Origin of the sequence: Halalkalicoccus tibetensis, assembly GCF_037996645.1 — an archaeon.
Lineage (GTDB): Archaea > Halobacteriota > Halobacteria > Halobacteriales > Halalkalicoccaceae > Halalkalicoccus > Halalkalicoccus tibetensis.
Genome location: NZ_JBBMXV010000004.1, coordinates 14510 through 33257, shown reverse-complemented (window position 1 = coordinate 33257; position 18748 = coordinate 14510). Strand labels below are relative to the sequence as shown.

Below are 18748 nucleotides of genomic sequence, written 5' to 3'. Positions count from 1 at the left end.
CGCTCCTTACAGTCGCTCGGCGCTACCGCTCGTTCGCTGGCGCTCACTCGCGGTCAGCCTACCACGGGCAACCGCCACCGCTACCACGTCCCTACAGTTTATCCCCTACCGAATCGACAGTCGGTCCGATGCCAGCCGAACCACCCGCGGAAGGGGCTACGTACACCCACGAGCGGACGTTCACCAACGAGGACGTCCGACGCTTCGGCGAGCTCTCGGGCGACACCCAGCCGATCCACACCGATCCCGACGAGGAGGGGCGCCTGATCGTCCAGGGGCTGCTGACGGCGACGATCCCCACGAAGATCGGCGGGGATCTGGAGTTCATCGCCCGGACGATGGAGTATGACTTCCGTAGGCCGGTCTACACGGACGAGACCATCGGCTGCGAGTGGACGACCGAGTCGGTCGTGGAACGCGAGGACCGCTACGAGGCGACGGGGGTGGCGGTCTGTCGGAACGAGGAGGATGTCGTAGTAATGAGGGGGCAGTTCGAGGGGGTCGTGTGGAAGTAGGGGCGGAGGATCGGCAGGTTTTACTGGCGGATCGAGTAGATACGACATGGATCAGCTTCGCCGGTCGTTGCTCGAGGCCCCGATCATCGAGAAGGAGGGGTATCACTACTTCGTCCACCCGATCAGCGACGGGGTTCCGATGCTCGAACCCAGCCTGCTTCGCGAGATCGTCGTCAAGATCATCCGCAAGGCCCAGCTGGAGGACGTCGACAAGATCGTCACGCCCGCCGCGATGGGGATCCACATCTCGACGGCCGTCTCGCTGATGACCGACATTCCCCTCGTCGTGATCCGAAAGCGCCAGTACGGCCTCGATGGCGAGGTCGCGCTCTTCCAGGAAACCGGCTACTCGGAGAACCAGATGTACATCAACGACGTCGAGGAGGGCGACCGCGTGCTCGTGCTCGACGACGTGCTCTCGACCGGCGGGACGCTGAAGGCGATCACCGAGGCGCTGGGCGACATCGGCGCGGAGGTCGAGGACGTGGTCGCGGTGATCAAGAAGGTCGGCGGCGGCAACAAGCTCGACGACTCGCCGTACTCGGTGAAGACGCTGATCAACGTCGACGTCGTCGACGGCGAGGTCGTCATCGTCGATGAGGGGGGCGACGGCTGATCGAGTGAGGCGGCGAAGCGCCGACAACTACGTAAATCGGGGCGCCGAAGCGAACGGTATGTCGGAGCCGACCCGCCGCGAGGCGATCCGCATGCTCGCGGCGGCCGGAATGACCTCGCTGGCCGGCTGTGGCGACGCCAACGGAGGCGAGGTCGGCGAGACCGAAGCCGAACTTCCGCGGATCGACGAGCGGTGGGTCACCGGGACCGCGACGGCCGAACGGACCCTCCTCCCCCACAGGGTGAGCGACGCCGCCTCGCGATCCCGTCTGGAACTCGTCCTCGACGGGCCGTACGCGATCACCGACGACGGCGAGCGGTTCCCTTACTGGCTCAGCCTCGACGAGCTCGAGGCCGGCGAGCGCTACGAGGCCACCCTGCGGGACGGCGTGCGCTGGAGCGATCCCTACGGGCCGATGACCGCCGAGGACTGGGTCTACTACGTTCAGGGGATCCACCAGGGGGCGGACAACTGGGCCGGGTCGCGCCTGGCCCCCCACTGGGAGGGCGCCGACCTCGAGGTCGTCGACGACCGGACCTTCGCGATCGAGCTCGAGGAGCCGAACGTCGAGTTCCCCGAATCGCCCGCCCTCCGCCGGAGCTTCTGTCTGCCGCGGACGCTGATCGAGCCCTACGTCGCCGAGCAGGACCGCGAGGGCTTAGAGGCCGACGAAACGATCGCCGGGCTGGAGTACACGGGCAACCTCGGGCCCTACAGCGCCGAGAGCCGCGAGGCCGGCCGGCGGTTCGTCGCGGAGCGAAACGACGACTACTACATGCGCGATGCCGGGGCGGACTCGGAGCTGTGGGCCGAGGCGCCCTACTTCGAGACCTACGAGTACCGGGTCTACGACGACGAGCGCGCGCGGCTGGGGGCGCTGCGGGCCGGCAACGTGACGACGACGACGATCCCGCCCGCCCGGTTCGAGCAGTTCGCCGGCGACGACGACCGACAGTTCTACCGCGTCCCCCAGGACCACGTCACGACGCTCGCGTTCAACCAGCGGGCCAACGGCTGGGAGCCGCTCCGGGAGGTCGAGGTCAGGCGCGCGCTCTCGATGGCGATCGGCAAGGAGCGGATCGCCGAGTCCGTACTCGGGGGCTACGGCGAGCCGATCCACACCTTCCAGCCGGCGGGCTCGGAGTGGCACGCGGAGTTCGAGACGCCCGGGATCGGGGAGAACTACTCCCACCGGGAGGCTGCGATGGCCCTCGAGAATGCCCTCGGCACGGACTACGGCTACGACGGCGCGACGCTGCTCGGCCCCGAAGGCGAGCCGGTCGAGCTGACGTTCGTCCACGCGAGCGACGGGAACCGCCCGACGGCGCTCGCGGAGTTCATCGAGCGCGAGCTCGAACACCTCGGGATCGCGATCGACCGCCAGCCCGTCGAGCTCGGGACGCTGTTCGAGGGATACGTCGAGAACGGCTGGGTCGGGGAGGGCGAGCCGCCCTGGAGCGCCGGCGAGTACAACGCCGGCCCGCGTACGGAGAGCGCGAGCGCCGAGCCCTGGGACCTGCTCTGCGGGCTCGGGCTGAACGCCTACCCCCACGCGCCGACGACGACCGCGCGCTACTGGCTCGAGGACGGCGACATGAACTTCACGGGCTACGTCCCGGAGGCGGACCTGGCGGGGCTCTATGGGAGCGCGCGAAGCGGCGAGGGCCGCACGGAGGCTCTCGAGGGAGTCTTCGCGACGCTCGCGACCGAGCGGCCGGTCGACTTCCTCGTCTCGCAGGACGCCATCGTCGGCTACCACCACACCATCACCGGCCCCGGGGAATCGGCCGGCGACTGGGACCGCCAGACGTGGCACTCGAGCCGGCGCTGAGCCGGCAAGCCCGAGGGGCGGCGCGCCGTTTATCGGGTTCGATCGCCAACCTCGTTGCATGACACGCGTACTGTTCGTCGTCAGCGAGGAGGGCTACTGGGGAGAGGAGTGTATCGAGCCGCTGACCACGCTCTCGGAGGCCGGCGCCGAGATCACCGTCGCCACGCCAAGCGGCGCGCCGCCCGTGATCGACGAGACCTCGCTCGATCCCGAGATGGTCGGCGAGGAGACCGCCGAGTGGGTCCGGGAGGTCCACGAGAGCGACGAGCGGCTGAACGACCCCGAGGCGCTGGCCGCCGTCGATGCCGAGGACTACGACGCCGTGGTCTATCCGGGCGGGCACGGCACCGTCTGGGACGTCAATCAGGACCGCGACGCCCGCCGGATCCTCGCCGAAACGGTCGAGGGCGACGGGAAAGCGCTCGTGGTCTGTCACGCCGTCGGGATCCTCGCCTTCACGCGCGCGAGCGACGGGACGTTCCTCGTCGAGGGGCGAGACGTCACCGGCTTCCCCAACGAATGGGAGGAGGACACCGTCGGCGAGAACGACGTCATGCCCGACGGCCGGAAGCTGCCCTACTGGGTCGAAGAGGAGGTTCGCGCCGTCGGCGGGAACTGGGACGCCGAACTCGACGCCGACTCGTCGGTGACCGTCGACGGAAAGCTCGTCACCGCTCGCGGCCCCGCGTCCTCGGCCGAGGCCGCCCGGACGCTGCTCTCGGAGCTCGGGATCGAGCGATCGGCCTGATCGCGCCACGGGATCGGCCTCACGGGATCTTCGCGGGCGAACACTCGTGTCGGCCTCCCCCGGCAGCCCGGTTCGCCGACCCGCCGACGTCCCTATCCGTACTCGATCGGTCGGACGGGCAGTACCTTGTCTAGCTTTTCGGTTGATGAATGCCTGAGGAATAGTATATATTATCTATAATTATGATTCAAACGTGGGTCGCGTGTCGATACTTATCGTATATTCATCCACTTATATCAGGATATATTTCCATATGTCGTCAAATGAACTCCGCTTCATGAAGAAGAGGTGTATTAGAGAGCCTAAAAACCAATACATATATATGAATGTGGTCCAGACTGAACATCATGGTACGAAACGACAGTTCGTCGGACGAACGTATCAACCGACGGCGATTTCTACAGGCTGCGGGCGGGTCGGCGACCGCGGTCGCGCTGGCGGGCTGTTTCGACAGCGACGACGGCGAGGACGGGGACGGGGGGAACGGCGGGAACGGCGGCAATGGGGACGAGGAGAACCCCGCTCGGAAGGCCCAGAACGCCTGGGAAACGATCGAGGAGAACCCCGATGAGGACGCTGAAGACATCCGTAACGAGGCCTACGTTGAGATAGAGGAGGCCGTGCGCGACGACATGATCCTGCTGCCGCTGTTTCACAACCTCGAGGAGCGGATGTGGTACGACCGGGTCGACGTGGCTGAGACCGGTCCGCTCGGCGGACACCGCCAGCAGCACAACGATACCACGGTCGAGGGCAGCGACGAGCTCCGGATGATCAACTCCCAGATGACGACGTTGGACCCCATCCAGTCCACCGACACGGCATCGGGGGCCGTCATCAACCAGATGTACGAGAACCTGGTCCACTACCCCAACGGTGAGACCGAGCTCGAGAACCAGCTCGTCGAGGGGGTCGACGTTTCGGACGACCTGTTGACCTACACGTTCACGCTGACCGACGCCCAGTTCCACAACGGCGAGGAGCTGACCGCCGACGACTTCGTTTACGCGTGGCGGCGACTGGTCGAGTCGCCCGACAGCCAACGGGCGAACTTCGCGATCGGGGCGGGCTTCCTCGGCATCGAACACGAGGTCGACGAGGATGAGGGCGTCGGCGCGGCGAACGTCGTCCCTGACTCGCTCGCGGTCGAGGCGATCGACGACAGTACCCTCGAAGTGACGCTCGCCAACCCCGATCCGGCAGCGCTCGACATTCTCGCGTACGACTCCTTCGCGGCCGTGCCCGAGGGGTTCGTCGACGATATCGAGGGGTACGATGGCGAGGTCGACCAACAGGAGTTCTCGACCGGAACGGCCGCGGGGACCGGTCCCTTCGAGCTCGACGGCTGGGAACCGGGCACCGAGGCCCGCGTCACCCGCTTCGACGACTACCACGGCGAACCGGCCGAGCTCGAATCGATTCACTGGCAGATCATCGAGGACGACAACGCGATCTGGACGTACGTAAACGAGGGCAACGCGGACCTCTTTGAGATCCCGACACCGTTCTACGAGCCCGAGAACGTCGATGCCGAGGCCGACGACACCGGCCGCGAGGTGGGGACATACGGCCCCCTCGAGAACGGCGAGACCGTCAACTATCTCGGCGTCGCCGAGCTGAGCACGTTCTACGCCGCGTTCAACGCACGCCACGTGCCGCGGCCGGTTCGACAGGCCATCGCGTACGTCACCGATCACGACGAGCTGATCGAGATCGTCTTCAAGGAGCGCGGCGAGACGGCGTTCTCCTTCACCCCGCCGGGCATGTGGCCGGGCGGCGAGGACGCCTATCAAGATTTCGTCGACGAGTGGCCCTATAGCCCCAACGAGACCGACCGACAGGCGGCACAGGAACTCCTCGAGGACGCCGGCTACAGCGACGACGACCCTTTCGAGATGACGATCACCACCTACGACGATGAGGCGTTCCAGGACTTCGCCGGCCTGACCCGCGATAAGGTCGCCGACCTGCCGATCGACCTCTCGATCGAGGAGACCGAATTCGGGACCCTCCAGAACCGCGGCGAGGACGGTGACCTCGAGTTCTACACCCTCGGATGGATCTGGAGCTGGGTCGACCCGTCCTACGGACACTTCGGGTTCGAACCGGAGAACACGAACACTGAACTCATCCCCGAGGAGGCGGACGGCTATTACCTCGACTGGCAGACCGAACTCGACGACGAGTAGCACCTCCGCCCTCGTCCGGGGCGCCCCATGACCGAATCGACCGAAAATCGCGGTCTATATGACCCTCCGAACCATGAGCCGACACTATCCCGTATATGGCAGCAAAGACACGTAACGCACCATGAGCCGCTGGCGATATTTCATCAAACGAACGCTGCTCGCGATACCGGTCCTCTTTCTCGTGATGACGCTGATCTTCGTCATCCTCAGGATGGGGCCGCTCGATCCGGTGGCGTCGCTGCTCGGGCCGGAAGCCAGCGGCGCACAGGCCGAACAGATCCGGGAGAACCTCGGACTCAACGACCCGCTCTGGAGACAGTACATCGACTTCATCACCGGATTGCTTACGCTCGACCTGGGCCAGTCGTGGGCGGTCTACAGCGGGCGGGACGTCCTCGATCTGGTGTATATCTTCGCCCCGCGAACGATCTGGCTCGGCTTCTGGGCGGTGTTGCTGCCGATCTTCATCGGTATCCCGCTCGGCTTCTATGCCGGCCTCAACCCGAACAGCTGGTCCGACTACATCGCCTCCTTTTCGGGGATCGTCTGGCTCGCGATGCCGAACTTCTGGCTGGGGATCATGATCATCGCGCTGCTCAGCCAGACCCAGGGCGGTGGCTTCCTCGGGTTCGACTGGTACGAGTTCGGGCCCACGACCAGCAGCGTTCTCGGGACGCCGCCGCTCGATTTCGTCGGGGTGACCGACTGGACGAGCCTCGGGATGATCGCGATCCCGACCGGTCTGTTCTTCGATCCCGGAACCCTTGCGGTCGCGATCAAGGTGATCCTCCCGGCGGCGCTGGTGTTGGGATCGGCGTCGATGGCGACCGAGTTGCGGATCGGACGGACCGCCATCCTCGAGACGATCAACTCGAACTACGTCGAGACGGCCAAAGCCAAGGGGCTCTCGGGGCGCGTGATCATCTGGAAGCACGTCTTTCGCAACGCCCTGATCCCGCTGGTGCCGATCATCACGAACGAGGCGCTGTTGCTGCTCGGCGGGTCGGTCATCGTCGAAGTCGTCTTCGCGATCAACGGGCTCGGACGGCTGTTCTATCTGGCGGCCGTTCAGGGTGACCTCCCGCTCGCGGGGTCGCTGATCTTCGTGTTCGCGGTGATCACGATCTCGCTGAACGTCCTTCAGGACCTCCTGTACACCATCCTGGACCCACGCGTGGGGTATGAACAATGAGCCACGACGAGTACGACGACCGAACGCTCCGCGAACGCATCGCCGCGAACCCGCGTCCCGCCGCCGTCTGGGCAGCCGTCGCGTTCGTCCTGCTCGCCCTCGAGTTCGGCCGGGTGGTTGCCGGCGTCATCCGGTTCGGCGAGGTACTCCGGTTTATCATCGACGGTCTCGTCGCGATCCCGTGGTGGATCGGGGGGAATGTGGCGGAGACGATCAGTCCGATGGCTGGAACGGTGGTCCTCCTCGTCACGACGCTCTTGATCCTATTGGGGATCGCCACCGCACTCACGTCGTTCGTCGCGTGGTCGCCGTCCGATCGCCTCGGTTTCGACCCCGGGACGAGGGAGGCCGACCGAACCGTCCTCGTCGATCGGCTGCTCGTGACGGCCGCACTGGCGGCGATCATCGGGCTGTTCGCGCTGGGACCGGTCGGCGCGGCGTTCGATGCCGTCGTCGGCCGGCTGACGGGCCTTCTCGAGTCCATCGCGTCGACACAGACCCTGACCAGCCGCGAGACGATACCCAACCAGGGCCATCGAACGCCCGGAGGCGGCTGGGAGGGGCCCTTCCTCGGCCTCTCGCCGGCGGTAGCCTGGGGACTTCGCGTCACGCTCATCTACACCTACGCCTTCGTCTGCCTCGCCTGGGCGTGGAAGGGGTATACGGTGTTTCGCGAACACTACCGCGAGGCCGACTGGACGCCGACGGACGACAGCCTCGCCCGGTTCCGGACCAACTACTGGGGCCTCTTCGGGCTGATCGTCGTGTTCATGTTCGTCGTAATGGCGATCTGGGCGCCGGCGCTCGGCCCGGTCACGGCCGAGGCGAACATCTACACGCCGTACGACCACGAGGTCGAGTATCTCGACGGCGACACGGTCGCGACGACGACCCACGGCACCGCGAACCTCGATAGCCAGTCGCGCGGCGGGTCGAGCACGATCGGGCTGATGAGCTATGACGACTACGACCGCTGGTCGCCGTTCGGGACCGACCAGGACGGGAAGGACCTCTTTACTTTCCTCGTCTACGGGGCCCGAACCTCGCTCGTGATCGCCATCACGGCGATCGGGCTTGCGACCGGAATCGCCCTGACGATGTCGCTGGTGACCGCTTACTACAAGGGACTCGTCGATACGCTGACCATCATCACCACCGACACCATCATCTCGATTCCCGGGTTCCTCCTGGTGTTGTTGCTATCAGTCATCTTCCAGGAGGCGAACCACCCGATCGCGGACGTCTACGATGGCGGGCTGTTGTTGGCGCTGATATTCGCCATCATATACTGGCCGGGACTCTGGCGTTCGATACGTGGGCCCTCTCTGCAAGTCGCCGCGGAGGAGTGGGTCGACGCCGCCAAGAGCTACGGCCAGACCCCCGCGATGACGATGCGAAAGCACATGGCGCCGTACATCTCGGCGTACATCATGATCTACGCATCGCTGCTGTTGGGCGGGGTCATCATCCTGACGGCCTCGCTGTCGTTCCTCGGGCTGGGGATCAACCCGCCGACCCCCGAATGGGGACGGATGGTCAGCGACGGCCGTGCGTACGTCTCAACGTCGTCGTGGCATATCGCCACGATCCCGGGGATACTGATCGTACTGGTGGTCACCGGGTTCAACGCGCTCGGTGACGGCATTCGCGACGCGATGGACCCCGAGACCGATACCGGGGCCGACGAGGCGGGGGCCGCGGCCGCCGGAGGTGGTGGATGATGTCGATGGAACTCGAACACGAGGATACGACCGGGCGAACCGAGCCGATCATCACCGTTCGGAACCTCCGAACGGCCTTCTTCACCGACAAGGAGGTGATACGGGCCGTCGACGGGGTCTCGTTCGACATCGCACCCGGCGAGACCGTCGGGATCGTCGGCGAGAGCGGGTCGGGTAAGAGCGTCACCGCCCGCTCGATCATGGGACTGATCGAATCGCCCGGTCGTATCCTCGACGGCAGCAGCATCCGCTACCGGCATCCCGAGACCGTCCGCGAGTTCGCCGAACGGTTCCCGAAGCGGACGGTCGACCTGACTGATTTCGAAGGCGACCGCGACCCGGCGGCGCTGTTCGACCACCCGGACGTCGACGCGACGCCCTCCTCGTTCGGCTACGAGGACCCCGAGGAGGCGACCCTGGAGGACTTCACGGGGGTGGGCTACGGCGACGCGCTCGGGATCGACCGCGGGGACTGCGTGTTCGTCACCGAGGGGAGCCACGAGGACCCGGTCGACGGGTTCGTCGAGGTGACCCGGCTGAGCGGGGAGGCCCAGCGGGCCATACGCGGCGGCCGGATCGCGATGGTCTTTCAGGACCCGCTGACTAGCCTCAACCCCGTCTACACCGTCGGCAACCAGATCAAGGAGGCACTGCGGCTGCACCAGGACCTCTCCGGCCGGGACGCGACCCGTGAGGCCATCGACCTGCTGGAGGCGGTCGGCATCCCCGACGCCCGCCGTCGGGTCGCCGAGTACCCCCACCAGTTCTCCGGCGGGATGCGCCAGCGGGCGGTGATCGCGATGGCGTTGGCCTGCGACCCGGAGGTCCTGATCTGTGACGAGCCGACGACGGCGCTGGACGTGACGATCCAGGCCCAGATCCTCGACCTCCTGCGGGAGCTGCAGGTCGAGCGCGACCTCGCGATCATGTTCATCACCCACGACATGGGTGTGATCGCCGACGTCTCCAATCGGGTGAACGTCATGTACGCCGGCGAGATCGTCGAGACCGCCGGCGTGGAGCCGCTGTTCGCCGAACCGAGACACCCCTACACGCGCGGACTGTTGGAGTCGATTCCCGGCCGACAGAGCGGCGATCGACTGCGGACGATCGAGGGGACCGTCCCGACGCCGAACGAGCCGGCGACCTACTGCCGGTTCGCGCCGCGATGTCCCGAGGCATTCGAGGACTGCGAGCACGTCCATCCGGTCTCGATGCCCGTCAACGAGGGGACCGATAGCCACCGGGCGGCCTGCCTACTGTACCCCGAGGACCGGCCGACCGAGGAAGCCGTCGAGCGCCACGCGGAGCGCGACGACTCGATCCGAGGGGCCGCGAGCCCCGCCGACGGGGACCGGCCGACCGGAGGTGAGGACCGATGAGCCAGGAACCCGCTTCCGACGCCGAGCGCAGTAGAGGAGACGTGATGGTACGAGTCCGCGACCTGCGGACCTACTACGACGACGACGGGCTGTTCTCCAGCGCGCCGGTCAAGGCCGTCGACGGCGTCAGCTTCGACATCAAGCGCGGCGAGACGCTCGGGCTGGTCGGCGAGTCGGGCTGTGGGAAGACGACGCTCGGCCGGACGCTCGTCCAGCTCGAGTCCGCGACCGGCGGCGAGGTGCTGTTCGACGGCCGGGACGCGACCGAGCTCTCCGGACGCGAGCTCGCCGAGTGGCGTCGGGACACGCAGATCGTCTTTCAGGACCCCGATTCGAGCCTCAACGACCGGATGACCGTCGGCGAGATCGTCCGCGAGCCGCTGGACGTCCACGACTGGGGAACCGCCAGGGAGCGCCGCCAGCGCGTCCGGGAGCTGCTCGATACCGTCGGCCTCAAGCCCGAGCACTACTACCGCTATCCCCATCAGTTCTCGGGCGGTCAGCGCCAGCGCATCGGCATCGCGCGAACGCTGACGCTCGAACCCGAGTTCATCGTGCTCGACGAGCCCGTCAGCGCGCTCGACGTCTCGGTGCAGGCCGAGGTGATCAACCTGCTCGAGGACCTCCAGGAGGAGTTCGGGCTGACCTACCTCTTCATCGCCCACGACCTCTCGGTTGTCAGGCATATCTGCGACCGGGTGGCGGTGATGTATCTCGGGAACATCATGGAGCTGGGACCGACCGAGGAGCTGTTCACCGACCCGGCGAACCCCTACACTCACTCGCTGTTGTCGGCCATCCCTAAACCGGACCCGACGGCCAAGCGGGACCGCATCACCCTCCAGGGCACGCCCCCGAACCCGCGCCATCCGCCGACCGGTTGCCCGTTCAGCACGCGCTGTCCGGCGCGTATCCGGCCCGAGGAGTACCGCCATCTCGATGACGAGCTGTGGACCCGCATCGGCACTCTCCGGGAGGTACTGCGCGAGCGCGAGCGGGCCGATCGGACGGTCACCGAGCGGATCCGGGGGCTGCTCGGGCGCGAGTCGCGTTTCGGGACGATCGACGAGGTCTACGAGGAGCTGTTCGCCGATCAGGAGCTCCCCGAGGACGTCGAGGCGACGCTCGATGAGACCGCCGACCATGTCCGATCGGGCGACGAGGAGACGGCCCTCGAGGTCCTTTTCGAGACGTTCGGCAGCGTCTGTGAGGGACGCGTTCCCGACGAAGATCGATCCGAGGACGCGGACGCCGAACCGGTTGAACCCGACTACTACGAGGTCAGCCCCTCGGGTCGCCGAAGCCTCTGTCACCGCCACGACCCGGACGCGGACTACCGCGATCCCGGTCAGGTGCTCGACGAGCGCCACCGATAGGCGATGGACAGGGACTCGCTCGCCGCCCGCCTCCGGACGGCGGCGCTGGTCTGCGTCGACGCCGTAGCATACGCGCTGATAACGACGGCGGCGGCGATCGCCGTCGCGCTCGTCGTCGCCGCCGCGACCGGCGGCGGGTTGGTCCGGGCGAAGACCGTCCTCTTCCTGATCGGATTCCTGCTGATGGCGTACGCGACCGTCCGGCTGTGGCCCTCCTCGCCCGAGGAGCTGCGAGAGGACGCTCGGGATCGACAGCGAGCGATCGCGAGCGAGTCCGCGCCGGAGCGGACCCGGTTCCAGACGCTCGTGGCGGCGTCCCCCCCGCTGCGGTGGCTGCCGGCGCCCCCGCCGATCCGGCGCATCGACCCCGCGGGGAAGCTCTTCCTGGGGAGTCTCTTCATCCTCCTGGCGTCGTACCTGATGGAGACGGCCCTCGGGATCGCCTGATCGGAAGCCTCACCGAAAGAGACTAAGCGATCGTTTCCATGAACGGAGACATGGGTCGACCCGGGACGGACGGCGACGGGGTTCGAGAGCGGTCGAACGCCGTGAAGGAGGCGTGGGTCCGAACGAACGACGAGATGGCGGAGATCGCCGATCGCCGCCGGGACGAGGGCTGGGACGTCGTCTCGATGCCGGCCGTTCATACCTCCCCGGTGAGCAGGGACCAGGGCGACGACGACCGGTTCGGCCTGGTCTACATGCTCCCGGATAACCACGCCGAGCCGTTCTCCGAGGCGTTCGACCGGGGCGAGTTCCCCGAGTACCAGGTCTATCGGAACGAGACCGACGGCTACGTCTATCTGGTCACCGAATTCGTCGATCCTGAAAGCGATACGATCATCCTCGTCGCCGGCCAGTACGACATTCGGCTCGCGAAGGGGATGATCAAGTCCGCCCTGGCGAAGGGCCGTGTCCACTCGCACTTCAAGACCGTCGACGGGACCGCCCTGGGGTCGGTTCGCCACGGCAACCCCGATCCGTTCCTTCCGGACGTCGATCGAGCGTAGGCCCGACGCGGCGTCGGAACGGCGGTCGTCGCCGCCCCGCGGATCGAACGACCCGTACACCGCGCGATCGGCTTCCTGAGGGGGCAAGCCACCGATTGATCAGTCCCCGCCCCCTACTCATCCCATGACCAGACGACAGCGGTCGATGGTGATCTACGCCGGAATCGCGCTCCTGATCGTCCTCGCGGTCGCGTACGTGTTCCTGCGGGCGTAGCACGCCCCGACCCGACGGACACGGGGACGCCTCGCCGACGGATCGCCGGGCGGTGTTCCGTCCCGTCACTACTGGGGGCCACTCGGAGTCGGATCACGCCCCCGTCACTCGTGGTTCGGTTTGAAAGAGGTTGCGGGGAGGGGATTCGGGTCGCCGGATGCCGCTCTCATGTGCCGATCGTGGCGTTTCCGGCGCCCGTCGCTTCTCGCGCGTAGTCGCGTAAGGCGTAGCGGGAGGTGGGTCTGAACTACGCCCGAGAACATGCACTTCGTGAAGAACCTCGGTTTCATTCGAACTACCACGTGCTACACTTTCCACTCGCCGGGTTTGCTCGCAGCAGAAGTATAGCGGGAGGTAGATTTGAACTACCGGTCTGCGGGTTATGAGCCCGCCGGAATCTCCTGGCTATCCCATCCCGCTACCAGTTCATACCGGCGTCCCGTAGTTAAGGGTTGTGATTCAGAAATCGCAGGCCGGCGGCGCGATCGACCCGGGACAAACACCTTTGAAGGCGGCGCACACAGGGGGTGTATGACGCGACTCGCGTTGATCGCCCACGACGAGAAGAAACCCGACCTGATCGAGTTCGTCCACGAGCACGAACAGCGTCTCACGGGCTGTGAGCTCATCGGCACCGGCACGACGGGCAAACGCATCAACGAGGAGACCGGCCTCGAGGTCGAGCGAATGGAGTCCGGGCCGCTGGGCGGGGACATGATGATCGGCGCGGAGGTCGCGAAGGGCGAGCTCGACGGCGTGATCTTCCTCCGGGACCCGCTTCGTGCCCAGCCCCACGAGCCCGACATCACCGCGCTGTTGCGGATCTGTGACGTCCACGACACGCCGCTGGCGACGAACCTCGCGAGCGCGGCGTGTCTGATCGAGTGCGTTTAGCTGACCGTACCCCGCTCTCGGACGACGTCGAGGGCGTCGGCGTCGATGGTCTCGACCTCCAGAAAATGGGGGACGTAGTTCCGTTTCTCGAAGTCCATTCGCTCGTCCTCGGTGCCGATGACACACCACAGCTGCGGGCGGTCGGGCCCGTGCCAGTCGCCGTTTCGCGAGATCGAGAAGAGGACCATCTCCTCGCCGTCGTAGTCGATGATCCCGTCCCGCCTGACGCCGGGGTCCCCGTGGATGATGAGCCGCTTCATACGCCCGGCTTCGGCGGAGGGAGGATTAAGCGCTTCGGATGACCGACAGAGCTTTCGGTGAAACCCCAGTACCCACGGCCGTATGAATCGCTTTCTGCGTGCGATCGGAGCCGGCGCCGCCGCGACGACCGTGATGATGCTCGTTTTCCTGTTCAGCCAGGTCCAGACGCGATCACAGCTCGGTGCCCCCGAGGCGATCGCCCGCTTCGTCGGGCTACCGGACCAGCACGTCGTCGGCTTCGTCGTCTTCACCGCCGCCGGCGTCCTCGTCTGGCCGATCGTCTTCGTCTTCGCCCGGCGGCTGCTCGTCGAGCTCCCCGGCGGGAACGACGTCGCCGTCCAGGGGATGCTCTTCGGGCTGGTGCTGTGGGTCGCCTTCCTGATCCTCGGCACCGGCCAGCTGACCTGGCCCTTCGTCCTCCTCTATCTCTTCTTCACGCTCGTGGGCCACCTCGCGTACGGCTTCGTTCTGGGGTTCGCCTACGAGCGGATGGGGGTGTAGCGAGTCAGCGGGCCTCCTCGCCCTCCTCTCCCGTCCGCTGGACCTGTTCGAGGCGGCGCTCGAACCACTGCCACTCCCGGGTGAACTGGCCGAACTCCTTGAGGTCCCAGACGTCGGCGTCCATCACGATCCGACCCGCCCGATAGGACTGGAGCATGTTATACAGCCAGACGACCTGGCCGATCGCGAGCAACGCCGCGCCGATGCCCGCCATCACCTGCAACGGGAGGAACTCCGCGGGATAGGTCGCCGAACGTCGGGGCATCCCCAACATCCCGAGGATCAGCATGCCGAACGACAGCAGGTTCACGCCCACGAACGAGAGCCAGAAGTGGACCGCCCCGAGGCGCTTGTTGTACATCCGCCGACTCATCAGCGGGAACCAGTAGTAGACGCCCGCGAAGACGGCAAAGAGGATGATCCCCGAGACGATGAAGTGGAAGTGGCCGACGACGTAGTAGGTCTCGTGGTACAGCAGGTCGACCGGGATCGAGCCGAGGAAGATCCCCGTCACCCCGCCGAAGATGAACGTCGAGATCGAGCCGATACAGAACAGCATCGGGGCCTCGAGTCGGATGTTACCCATCCACATCGTGGTGATCCAGTTGAACACCTTCACGGCGCTCGGCACCGCGATCGCGATCGTCACCGCCATGAACGCACCCCGAATGCGCGGGTCGATGCCGGTGGTGAACATGTGGTGGGCCCAGACGCCGAAGGAGAGGACGCCGATGGCCATCGTCGAGTAGACGACGAACTTGAACCCGAACAGCTTCCGGCCCGAGAACTTCGGGAGGATCAGGCTGATCAGCCCGAACGGCGGGAGGATCAGTATGTAGACCTCGGGATGGCCGAAGAACCAGAACAGGTGTTGATAGAGGATGTGTCCCCCGTGCTCGATCGCGAAGAACGAGGTCCCGATGTTCCGATCGAGCAGCAGCATGACGATGACGCTGCCCAGAAGCGGGAACGCGAAGAGGATCAGCCCCGCCTGGACGAGCAGCGTCCACGAGAGGATGTCCAGACGCTCCCAGCCGACGTCGGGCGCGCGCTCGGTGAAGACGGTCGCGATGATGTTGATCGCCCCCAGCGTGGTGCCGATGCCCGAGAGGTGTAAGCCGAGCAGGAACATGTCGATCTGGGGGTTCGCCGTCTGTGTCGACAGCGGCGGGTAGAGCGTCCAGCCGATGTCGAGGGGTTCGAACCCGAGAAACAGCACCGAGAGCGCAGGGGCCAGCGGCGCGAGGATCGTCGCCATCGCGTCGCTGATGATGCCGAAGCGCATCAGGACGGCGGCTGGCGGCAGCACCCAGAACCCGATGGCGTTGATCCGGGGGAACGCCATGTCGTCGGCGCCGATCATCACCGGCAGGAAGTAGTTCGCGATCCCGAACAGTATCGGCGTCGCGAACAGGAACAGCATCGTCACCGCGTGGGTGGTGAACAGCTCGTTGTACGTCTGGATACCGAACACCTCGGCGTTCGGCGTCAGCAGCTCCGTCCGGGCCATCATCGCGTCGGTCCCGCCCCAGAGGAACATGAACACCCCGAAGGTGAGATAGAGGATGCCGATGTCGCGGTGGTCGACGGTGGTGAGCCACCGGATCAGCCCCGTCGGCTTCGCGGTGACGAAGCCGTAGCCGGTGGCGACGCCGCCGTCGGACCGGGGTTTCGACTCCCCAGATCCGCCGGTATTCCCGCCGTCGGTGCCATCGGATCGTTCACCCCCGTCGGTCCGGAGGTCGTCCTCAGCCGTTAGCGTTCGTGTCGATCGGTTCGATCGGTAGACGACTCCTCCACAGAGCGCGAGGAGTACCATACCGACCAGTAGTCCACCGAAGATTCCCGTGTACATTGTCGTTTCTCCCGCCCGGGTTCGCCCGGTACCGGCGACCGTGATCGTCGCGGAGTCGTGTGGTTTTTCGTGTAGATCCCGGTACCCGTCCGTGACTCTAGCTCAGGCAGGCGCCCACATGAACCTTTCCAGCGAGGGCCGGCGATCAACCAAACGGGTTTTAAGCCGCGGTATCCAACCGGGCGACAAGGCTATGGAGATCCCACGACGATTCAACACCTACTGTCCGTACTGTAACGAGCACCACGAGCACGAGCTCGAGAAGACCCGTACCGGGCGCCAGACGGGAATGAAGTGGATCGACCGCCAGCGCGAGCGCCAGACCGGCATCGGCAACGGCGGGAAGTTCTCGAAGGTCCCCAGCGGGGGGAAGCCCACGAGCAAGACCGACTTCAAGTACCGCTGTGGCGAGTGTGGCAACGCCCACCTGCGCGAGGGATGGCGCGCCGGCCGCGTCGACTTCCAGGAGTAACGATGGCAGGCAACTTCTACTCCGTCGAATGTCCGGACTGCGAGAACGAACAGGTCGTCTTCGATAAGGCCTCCACCGAGGTCGCGTGTGCGATCTGCGGGCACACGCTGGCCCGTCCGACCGGCGGGAAGGCCCGCATCGAGGGCGAGGTCACCGAGACGGTCGAGGCACGATAATGAAGTACAGCGGCTGGCCGAACCCGGGAGAGCTCGTCGTCGGCAAGATCGAGGAGATCGAGGACTTCGGCGTCTTCGTCGACCTGCTCGAGTACGAGGACAAACAGGGGCTGATCCACATCTCCGAGGTCGCCTCGGGCTGGATCAAGAACGTCCGCGATCACGTTCGCGTCGGTCAGACCGTCGTCTGTAAGGTCCTCGAGGTCGACAAGGGCTCCCAGCAGATCGACCTCTCGTATAAGGACGTCAACGAGCACCAGCGAAAGGAGACCATCCAGCGCTGGAAGAACGACCAGAAGGCCGACAACTGGATGACGATCGCCTTCGGCGAGGACGTCGACGACGAGACCTACACCGCGGTCGCCAACGAGCTCATCGACGTCCACGGCGGCCTCTACGAGGGGTTCGAACAGGCCGCGATCCACGGCCACAAAGCCCTGACGGAGACCGACCTCTCCGAGGAGGAGGTCGAGGCGATCGTCGAGACCGCCCGCGAGAACGTCTCGGTGCCGTACGTCACCGTCACGGGCTACGTCGACCTGGTCTGCTCGGCCGAGGGCGGCGTCGACGCCGTCAAGGAGGCGCTGCAGGCCGCCGAGGGCAACGGCGAGGTGGGCAACGAGATCGACCTCGAGGTCACCTACGTCGGCGCGCCCGAGTACCGCATCCGGGTCCAGGCGCCGAACTACAAGACCGCCGAGTCCGAGCTCGAGGAGAGCGCCGCACGCGCGAGCGAGGCGATCGCCGAGCTCGGCGGCAGCGGCGAGTTCCACCGCGAGCGACGCACCGACGACGAGTAATGAAGTCGGACATCCGGGTCTGTAGCGAGTGGCGCGCGAGCCACGATCGCCCGGTGTACACGCTTTCTTCGGAGTGTCCCGACTGCGGGGCCGAGGCCGTAAACAGCGCGCCAGCGCCCTTCTCGCCCGAGGACCGCTATGGCGAGTACCGACGCGCACTTAAGCGCCGAGGGCGCGAATGAGGACATGAACGACGTAGAGGTCGAGGTACTCGCCGAGCCCGAGTTCGCCGATCCGGTGTTGATCGAGGGGCTTCCCGGTGTCGGCCACGTCGGAACGCTCGTCGCCGAACACCTGATCGAGGAGGGCGATGGCGAGCTCGTCCGCCGGATCCACTCCGAGCACCTGCCGCCACAGGTCACCGTCTCGGACTCGGGACTCGCCGAGCTCGTCTCGATCGAGTGTCACCACGTCGCGCTCGGGGACCGCGACGCGCTCGTCGTGACGGGCGACCAGCAGGCCGGCAGCGGCGTCGGCCACTACCGGATCGCCGAGGCCGTCCTCGACGTCGCGACCGACCTCGAGGTCGAGCAGGTGCTCGCGCTCGGCGGGGTGCCGACGGGCGAGCTCGTCGAGGAACACGCCGTCCTCGGGGCCGCATCGAGCGAGACGCTGATCGAAACGCTCGAGTCCTCAGGCGTGGAGTTCCGCGAGAACGAGCCCGAGGGCGGGATCGTCGGGATCAGCGGCCTGCTGGTGGGTCTCGGTGGCCGGCGCGACCTGGATGCGGCCTGTCTGATGGGCGAGACCAGCGGCTATCTCGTCGATCCCAAGAGCGCACAGGCGCTGTTGGGCGTCCTCCAGGAGCTGCTCGAGTTCGAGATCGACCTCTCGGACCTCGAGGAGCGCGCCGACGAGATGGAGGACGTCGTCGACCGGATGCAGGAGATCGAGAACCAGAACGTCCCGACCGACGACGACCTGCGGTATATCGGATAGGCGGGGCACAGGGCGCCCGTCACGCATCACGAAGCTTCTTTGTCCTCGCACCCCTA

The 18748-nt window shown here is 66.2% G+C and carries 20 protein-coding genes and 1 tRNA gene; 18 read left to right on the top strand and 3 right to left on the bottom strand.

Annotated features, from left to right (window positions below):
- The first annotated feature begins 128 nt into the window (after positions 1–128).
- The 11 genes from WOA58_RS12870 to WOA58_RS12820 all read left to right on the top strand — a co-directional run bounded on the left by WOA58_RS12870 (position 129) and on the right by WOA58_RS12820 (position 12580).
- Positions 129–515 carry a MaoC/PaaZ C-terminal domain-containing protein gene (locus tag WOA58_RS12870; RefSeq protein ID WP_340604638.1) on the top strand — a complete coding sequence of 129 codons (387 nt, stop codon included), beginning with the start codon at positions 129–131 and terminating at the stop codon, positions 513–515.
- Positions 516–561: 46 nt separating this feature from the next.
- Positions 562–1131 carry a hypoxanthine/guanine phosphoribosyltransferase gene (hpt, locus tag WOA58_RS12865; RefSeq protein WP_340604637.1) on the top strand — a complete coding sequence of 190 codons (570 nt, stop codon included), beginning with the start codon at positions 562–564 and terminating at the stop codon, positions 1129–1131.
- 58 nt (positions 1132–1189) lie between these two features.
- Complete coding sequence (locus tag WOA58_RS12860) at positions 1190–2962, top strand: ABC transporter substrate-binding protein (RefSeq protein ID WP_340604636.1); 1773 nt, start codon at positions 1190–1192, stop codon at positions 2960–2962.
- A 58-nt stretch (positions 2963–3020) separates the two neighbouring features.
- Positions 3021–3710 carry a type 1 glutamine amidotransferase domain-containing protein gene (locus tag WOA58_RS12855; protein WP_340604635.1) on the top strand — a complete coding sequence of 230 codons (690 nt, stop codon included), beginning with the start codon at positions 3021–3023 and terminating at the stop codon, positions 3708–3710.
- Between the two features lie 347 nt (positions 3711–4057).
- The gene (locus WOA58_RS12850) at positions 4058–5899 is read left to right on the top strand and encodes an ABC transporter substrate-binding protein (RefSeq protein ID WP_340604634.1); all 1842 of its coding nucleotides are present in this window, start codon (positions 4058–4060) and stop codon (positions 5897–5899) included.
- 121 nt (positions 5900–6020) lie between these two features.
- On the top strand, positions 6021–7091 hold the full coding sequence (locus WOA58_RS12845; RefSeq protein WP_340604633.1) for an ABC transporter permease: 1071 nt from the start codon (positions 6021–6023) through the stop codon (positions 7089–7091).
- Complete coding sequence (locus WOA58_RS12840) at positions 7088–8812, top strand: ABC transporter permease (RefSeq protein ID WP_340604632.1); 1725 nt, start codon at positions 7088–7090, stop codon at positions 8810–8812. Before WOA58_RS12845 ends, WOA58_RS12840 begins: the two co-directional genes overlap by 4 nt.
- Positions 8812–10194, top strand: coding sequence for an ABC transporter ATP-binding protein (locus WOA58_RS12835; RefSeq protein WP_340604631.1), 1383 nt, complete (start codon positions 8812–8814; stop codon positions 10192–10194). Before WOA58_RS12840 ends, WOA58_RS12835 begins: the two co-directional genes overlap by 1 nt.
- On the top strand, positions 10191–11570 hold the full coding sequence (locus WOA58_RS12830; protein ID WP_340604630.1) for an ABC transporter ATP-binding protein: 1380 nt from the start codon (positions 10191–10193) through the stop codon (positions 11568–11570). Before WOA58_RS12835 ends, WOA58_RS12830 begins: the two co-directional genes overlap by 4 nt.
- 3 nt (positions 11571–11573) lie before the next feature.
- On the top strand, positions 11574–12017 hold the full coding sequence (locus tag WOA58_RS12825) for a DUF7555 family protein (protein ID WP_340604629.1): 444 nt from the start codon (positions 11574–11576) through the stop codon (positions 12015–12017).
- A 38-nt stretch (positions 12018–12055) separates the two neighbouring features.
- Entirely contained in the window at positions 12056–12580 is a 525-nt protein-coding gene (locus WOA58_RS12820; RefSeq protein WP_340604628.1) for a DUF7529 family protein, read from the top strand.
- Between the two features lie 559 nt (positions 12581–13139).
- On the opposite strand, the gene WOA58_RS12815 is transcribed toward WOA58_RS12820, so the two are convergent.
- Positions 13140–13214 (bottom strand) — tRNA-Met (locus WOA58_RS12815).
- Between the two features lie 111 nt (positions 13215–13325).
- Between WOA58_RS12815 and WOA58_RS12810 the strand changes: the two genes are divergently transcribed.
- Positions 13326–13688, top strand: coding sequence for a methylglyoxal synthase (locus WOA58_RS12810; protein ID WP_340604627.1), 363 nt, complete (start codon positions 13326–13328; stop codon positions 13686–13688).
- Here the strand turns inward: WOA58_RS12810 and WOA58_RS12805 are convergent.
- Positions 13685–13948 carry an HAH_0734 family protein gene (locus WOA58_RS12805; protein WP_340604626.1) on the bottom strand — a complete coding sequence of 88 codons (264 nt, stop codon included), beginning with the start codon at positions 13946–13948 and terminating at the stop codon, positions 13685–13687. The two genes, WOA58_RS12810 and WOA58_RS12805, sit on opposite strands and share 4 nt — an antisense overlap.
- Positions 13949–14030: 82 nt before the next feature.
- Between WOA58_RS12805 and WOA58_RS12800 the strand changes: the two genes are divergently transcribed.
- The gene (locus tag WOA58_RS12800) at positions 14031–14450 is read left to right on the top strand and encodes a DUF6789 family protein (protein WP_340604625.1); all 420 of its coding nucleotides are present in this window, start codon (positions 14031–14033) and stop codon (positions 14448–14450) included.
- A 4-nt stretch (positions 14451–14454) separates the two neighbouring features.
- On the opposite strand, the gene WOA58_RS12795 is transcribed toward WOA58_RS12800, so the two are convergent.
- A complete protein-coding gene (locus tag WOA58_RS12795) occupies positions 14455–16269 on the bottom strand; it encodes a cbb3-type cytochrome c oxidase subunit I (RefSeq protein ID WP_340604624.1) in 1815 nt (604 codons plus the stop codon).
- A 229-nt stretch (positions 16270–16498) separates the two neighbouring features.
- Here WOA58_RS12795 and WOA58_RS12790 point away from each other — a divergent pair, with 229 nt between their 5' ends.
- Genes WOA58_RS12790 through WOA58_RS12770 form a run of 5 tightly spaced genes read left to right on the top strand, consistent with a single transcriptional unit; the run spans position 16499 to position 18692 of the window.
- On the top strand, positions 16499–16777 hold the full coding sequence (locus WOA58_RS12790) for a 50S ribosomal protein L44e (RefSeq protein ID WP_340604622.1): 279 nt from the start codon (positions 16499–16501) through the stop codon (positions 16775–16777).
- A gap of 2 nt (positions 16778–16779) precedes the next feature.
- Positions 16780–16953 carry a 30S ribosomal protein S27e gene (locus WOA58_RS12785; RefSeq protein WP_340604621.1) on the top strand — a complete coding sequence of 58 codons (174 nt, stop codon included), beginning with the start codon at positions 16780–16782 and terminating at the stop codon, positions 16951–16953.
- Positions 16953–17753 (top strand): translation initiation factor IF-2 subunit alpha, encoded by an 801-nt coding sequence (locus WOA58_RS12780; protein WP_340604620.1) that lies wholly within the window; start codon positions 16953–16955, stop codon positions 17751–17753. The genes WOA58_RS12785 and WOA58_RS12780 overlap by 1 nt, the downstream gene beginning before the upstream one ends.
- Positions 17753–17935, top strand: coding sequence for an RNA-protein complex protein Nop10 (locus WOA58_RS12775; RefSeq protein ID WP_340604619.1), 183 nt, complete (start codon positions 17753–17755; stop codon positions 17933–17935). The genes WOA58_RS12780 and WOA58_RS12775 overlap by 1 nt, the downstream gene beginning before the upstream one ends.
- A 4-nt stretch (positions 17936–17939) precedes the next feature.
- Positions 17940–18692 (top strand): proteasome assembly chaperone family protein, encoded by a 753-nt coding sequence (locus WOA58_RS12770; RefSeq protein WP_340604618.1) that lies wholly within the window; start codon positions 17940–17942, stop codon positions 18690–18692.
- Positions 18693–18748: the final 56 nt, after the last annotated feature.

What these genes read in the sequence shown, in the direction of transcription:
- WOA58_RS12870 (WP_340604638.1), top strand. Translation starts at nt 129, where the DNA reads ATGCCAGCCGAACCACCCGCGGAAGGGGCTACGTACACCCACGAGCGG.
- hpt (WP_340604637.1), top strand. Translation starts at nt 562, where the DNA reads ATGGATCAGCTTCGCCGGTCGTTGCTCGAGGCCCCGATCATCGAGAAG.
- WOA58_RS12860 (WP_340604636.1), top strand. Translation starts at nt 1,190, where the DNA reads ATGTCGGAGCCGACCCGCCGCGAGGCGATCCGCATGCTCGCGGCGGCC.
- WOA58_RS12855 (WP_340604635.1), top strand. Translation starts at nt 3,021, where the DNA reads ATGACACGCGTACTGTTCGTCGTCAGCGAGGAGGGCTACTGGGGAGAG.
- WOA58_RS12850 (WP_340604634.1), top strand. Translation starts at nt 4,058, where the DNA reads ATGGTACGAAACGACAGTTCGTCGGACGAACGTATCAACCGACGGCGA.
- WOA58_RS12845 (WP_340604633.1), top strand. Translation starts at nt 6,021, where the DNA reads ATGAGCCGCTGGCGATATTTCATCAAACGAACGCTGCTCGCGATACCG.
- WOA58_RS12840 (WP_340604632.1), top strand. Translation starts at nt 7,088, where the DNA reads ATGAGCCACGACGAGTACGACGACCGAACGCTCCGCGAACGCATCGCC.
- WOA58_RS12835 (WP_340604631.1), top strand. Translation starts at nt 8,812, where the DNA reads ATGTCGATGGAACTCGAACACGAGGATACGACCGGGCGAACCGAGCCG.
- WOA58_RS12830 (WP_340604630.1), top strand. Translation starts at nt 10,191, where the DNA reads ATGAGCCAGGAACCCGCTTCCGACGCCGAGCGCAGTAGAGGAGACGTG.
- WOA58_RS12825 (WP_340604629.1), top strand. Translation starts at nt 11,574, where the DNA reads ATGGACAGGGACTCGCTCGCCGCCCGCCTCCGGACGGCGGCGCTGGTC.
- WOA58_RS12820 (WP_340604628.1), top strand. Translation starts at nt 12,056, where the DNA reads ATGAACGGAGACATGGGTCGACCCGGGACGGACGGCGACGGGGTTCGA.
- WOA58_RS12810 (WP_340604627.1), top strand. Translation starts at nt 13,326, where the DNA reads ATGACGCGACTCGCGTTGATCGCCCACGACGAGAAGAAACCCGACCTG.
- WOA58_RS12805 (WP_340604626.1), bottom strand. Translation starts at nt 13,948, where the DNA reads ATGAAGCGGCTCATCATCCACGGGGACCCCGGCGTCAGGCGGGACGGG.
- WOA58_RS12800 (WP_340604625.1), top strand. Translation starts at nt 14,031, where the DNA reads ATGAATCGCTTTCTGCGTGCGATCGGAGCCGGCGCCGCCGCGACGACC.
- WOA58_RS12795 (WP_340604624.1), bottom strand. Translation starts at nt 16,269, where the DNA reads ATGGTACTCCTCGCGCTCTGTGGAGGAGTCGTCTACCGATCGAACCGA.
- WOA58_RS12790 (WP_340604622.1), top strand. Translation starts at nt 16,499, where the DNA reads ATGGAGATCCCACGACGATTCAACACCTACTGTCCGTACTGTAACGAG.
- WOA58_RS12785 (WP_340604621.1), top strand. Translation starts at nt 16,780, where the DNA reads ATGGCAGGCAACTTCTACTCCGTCGAATGTCCGGACTGCGAGAACGAA.
- WOA58_RS12780 (WP_340604620.1), top strand. Translation starts at nt 16,953, where the DNA reads ATGAAGTACAGCGGCTGGCCGAACCCGGGAGAGCTCGTCGTCGGCAAG.
- WOA58_RS12775 (WP_340604619.1), top strand. Translation starts at nt 17,753, where the DNA reads ATGAAGTCGGACATCCGGGTCTGTAGCGAGTGGCGCGCGAGCCACGAT.
- WOA58_RS12770 (WP_340604618.1), top strand. Translation starts at nt 17,940, where the DNA reads ATGAACGACGTAGAGGTCGAGGTACTCGCCGAGCCCGAGTTCGCCGAT.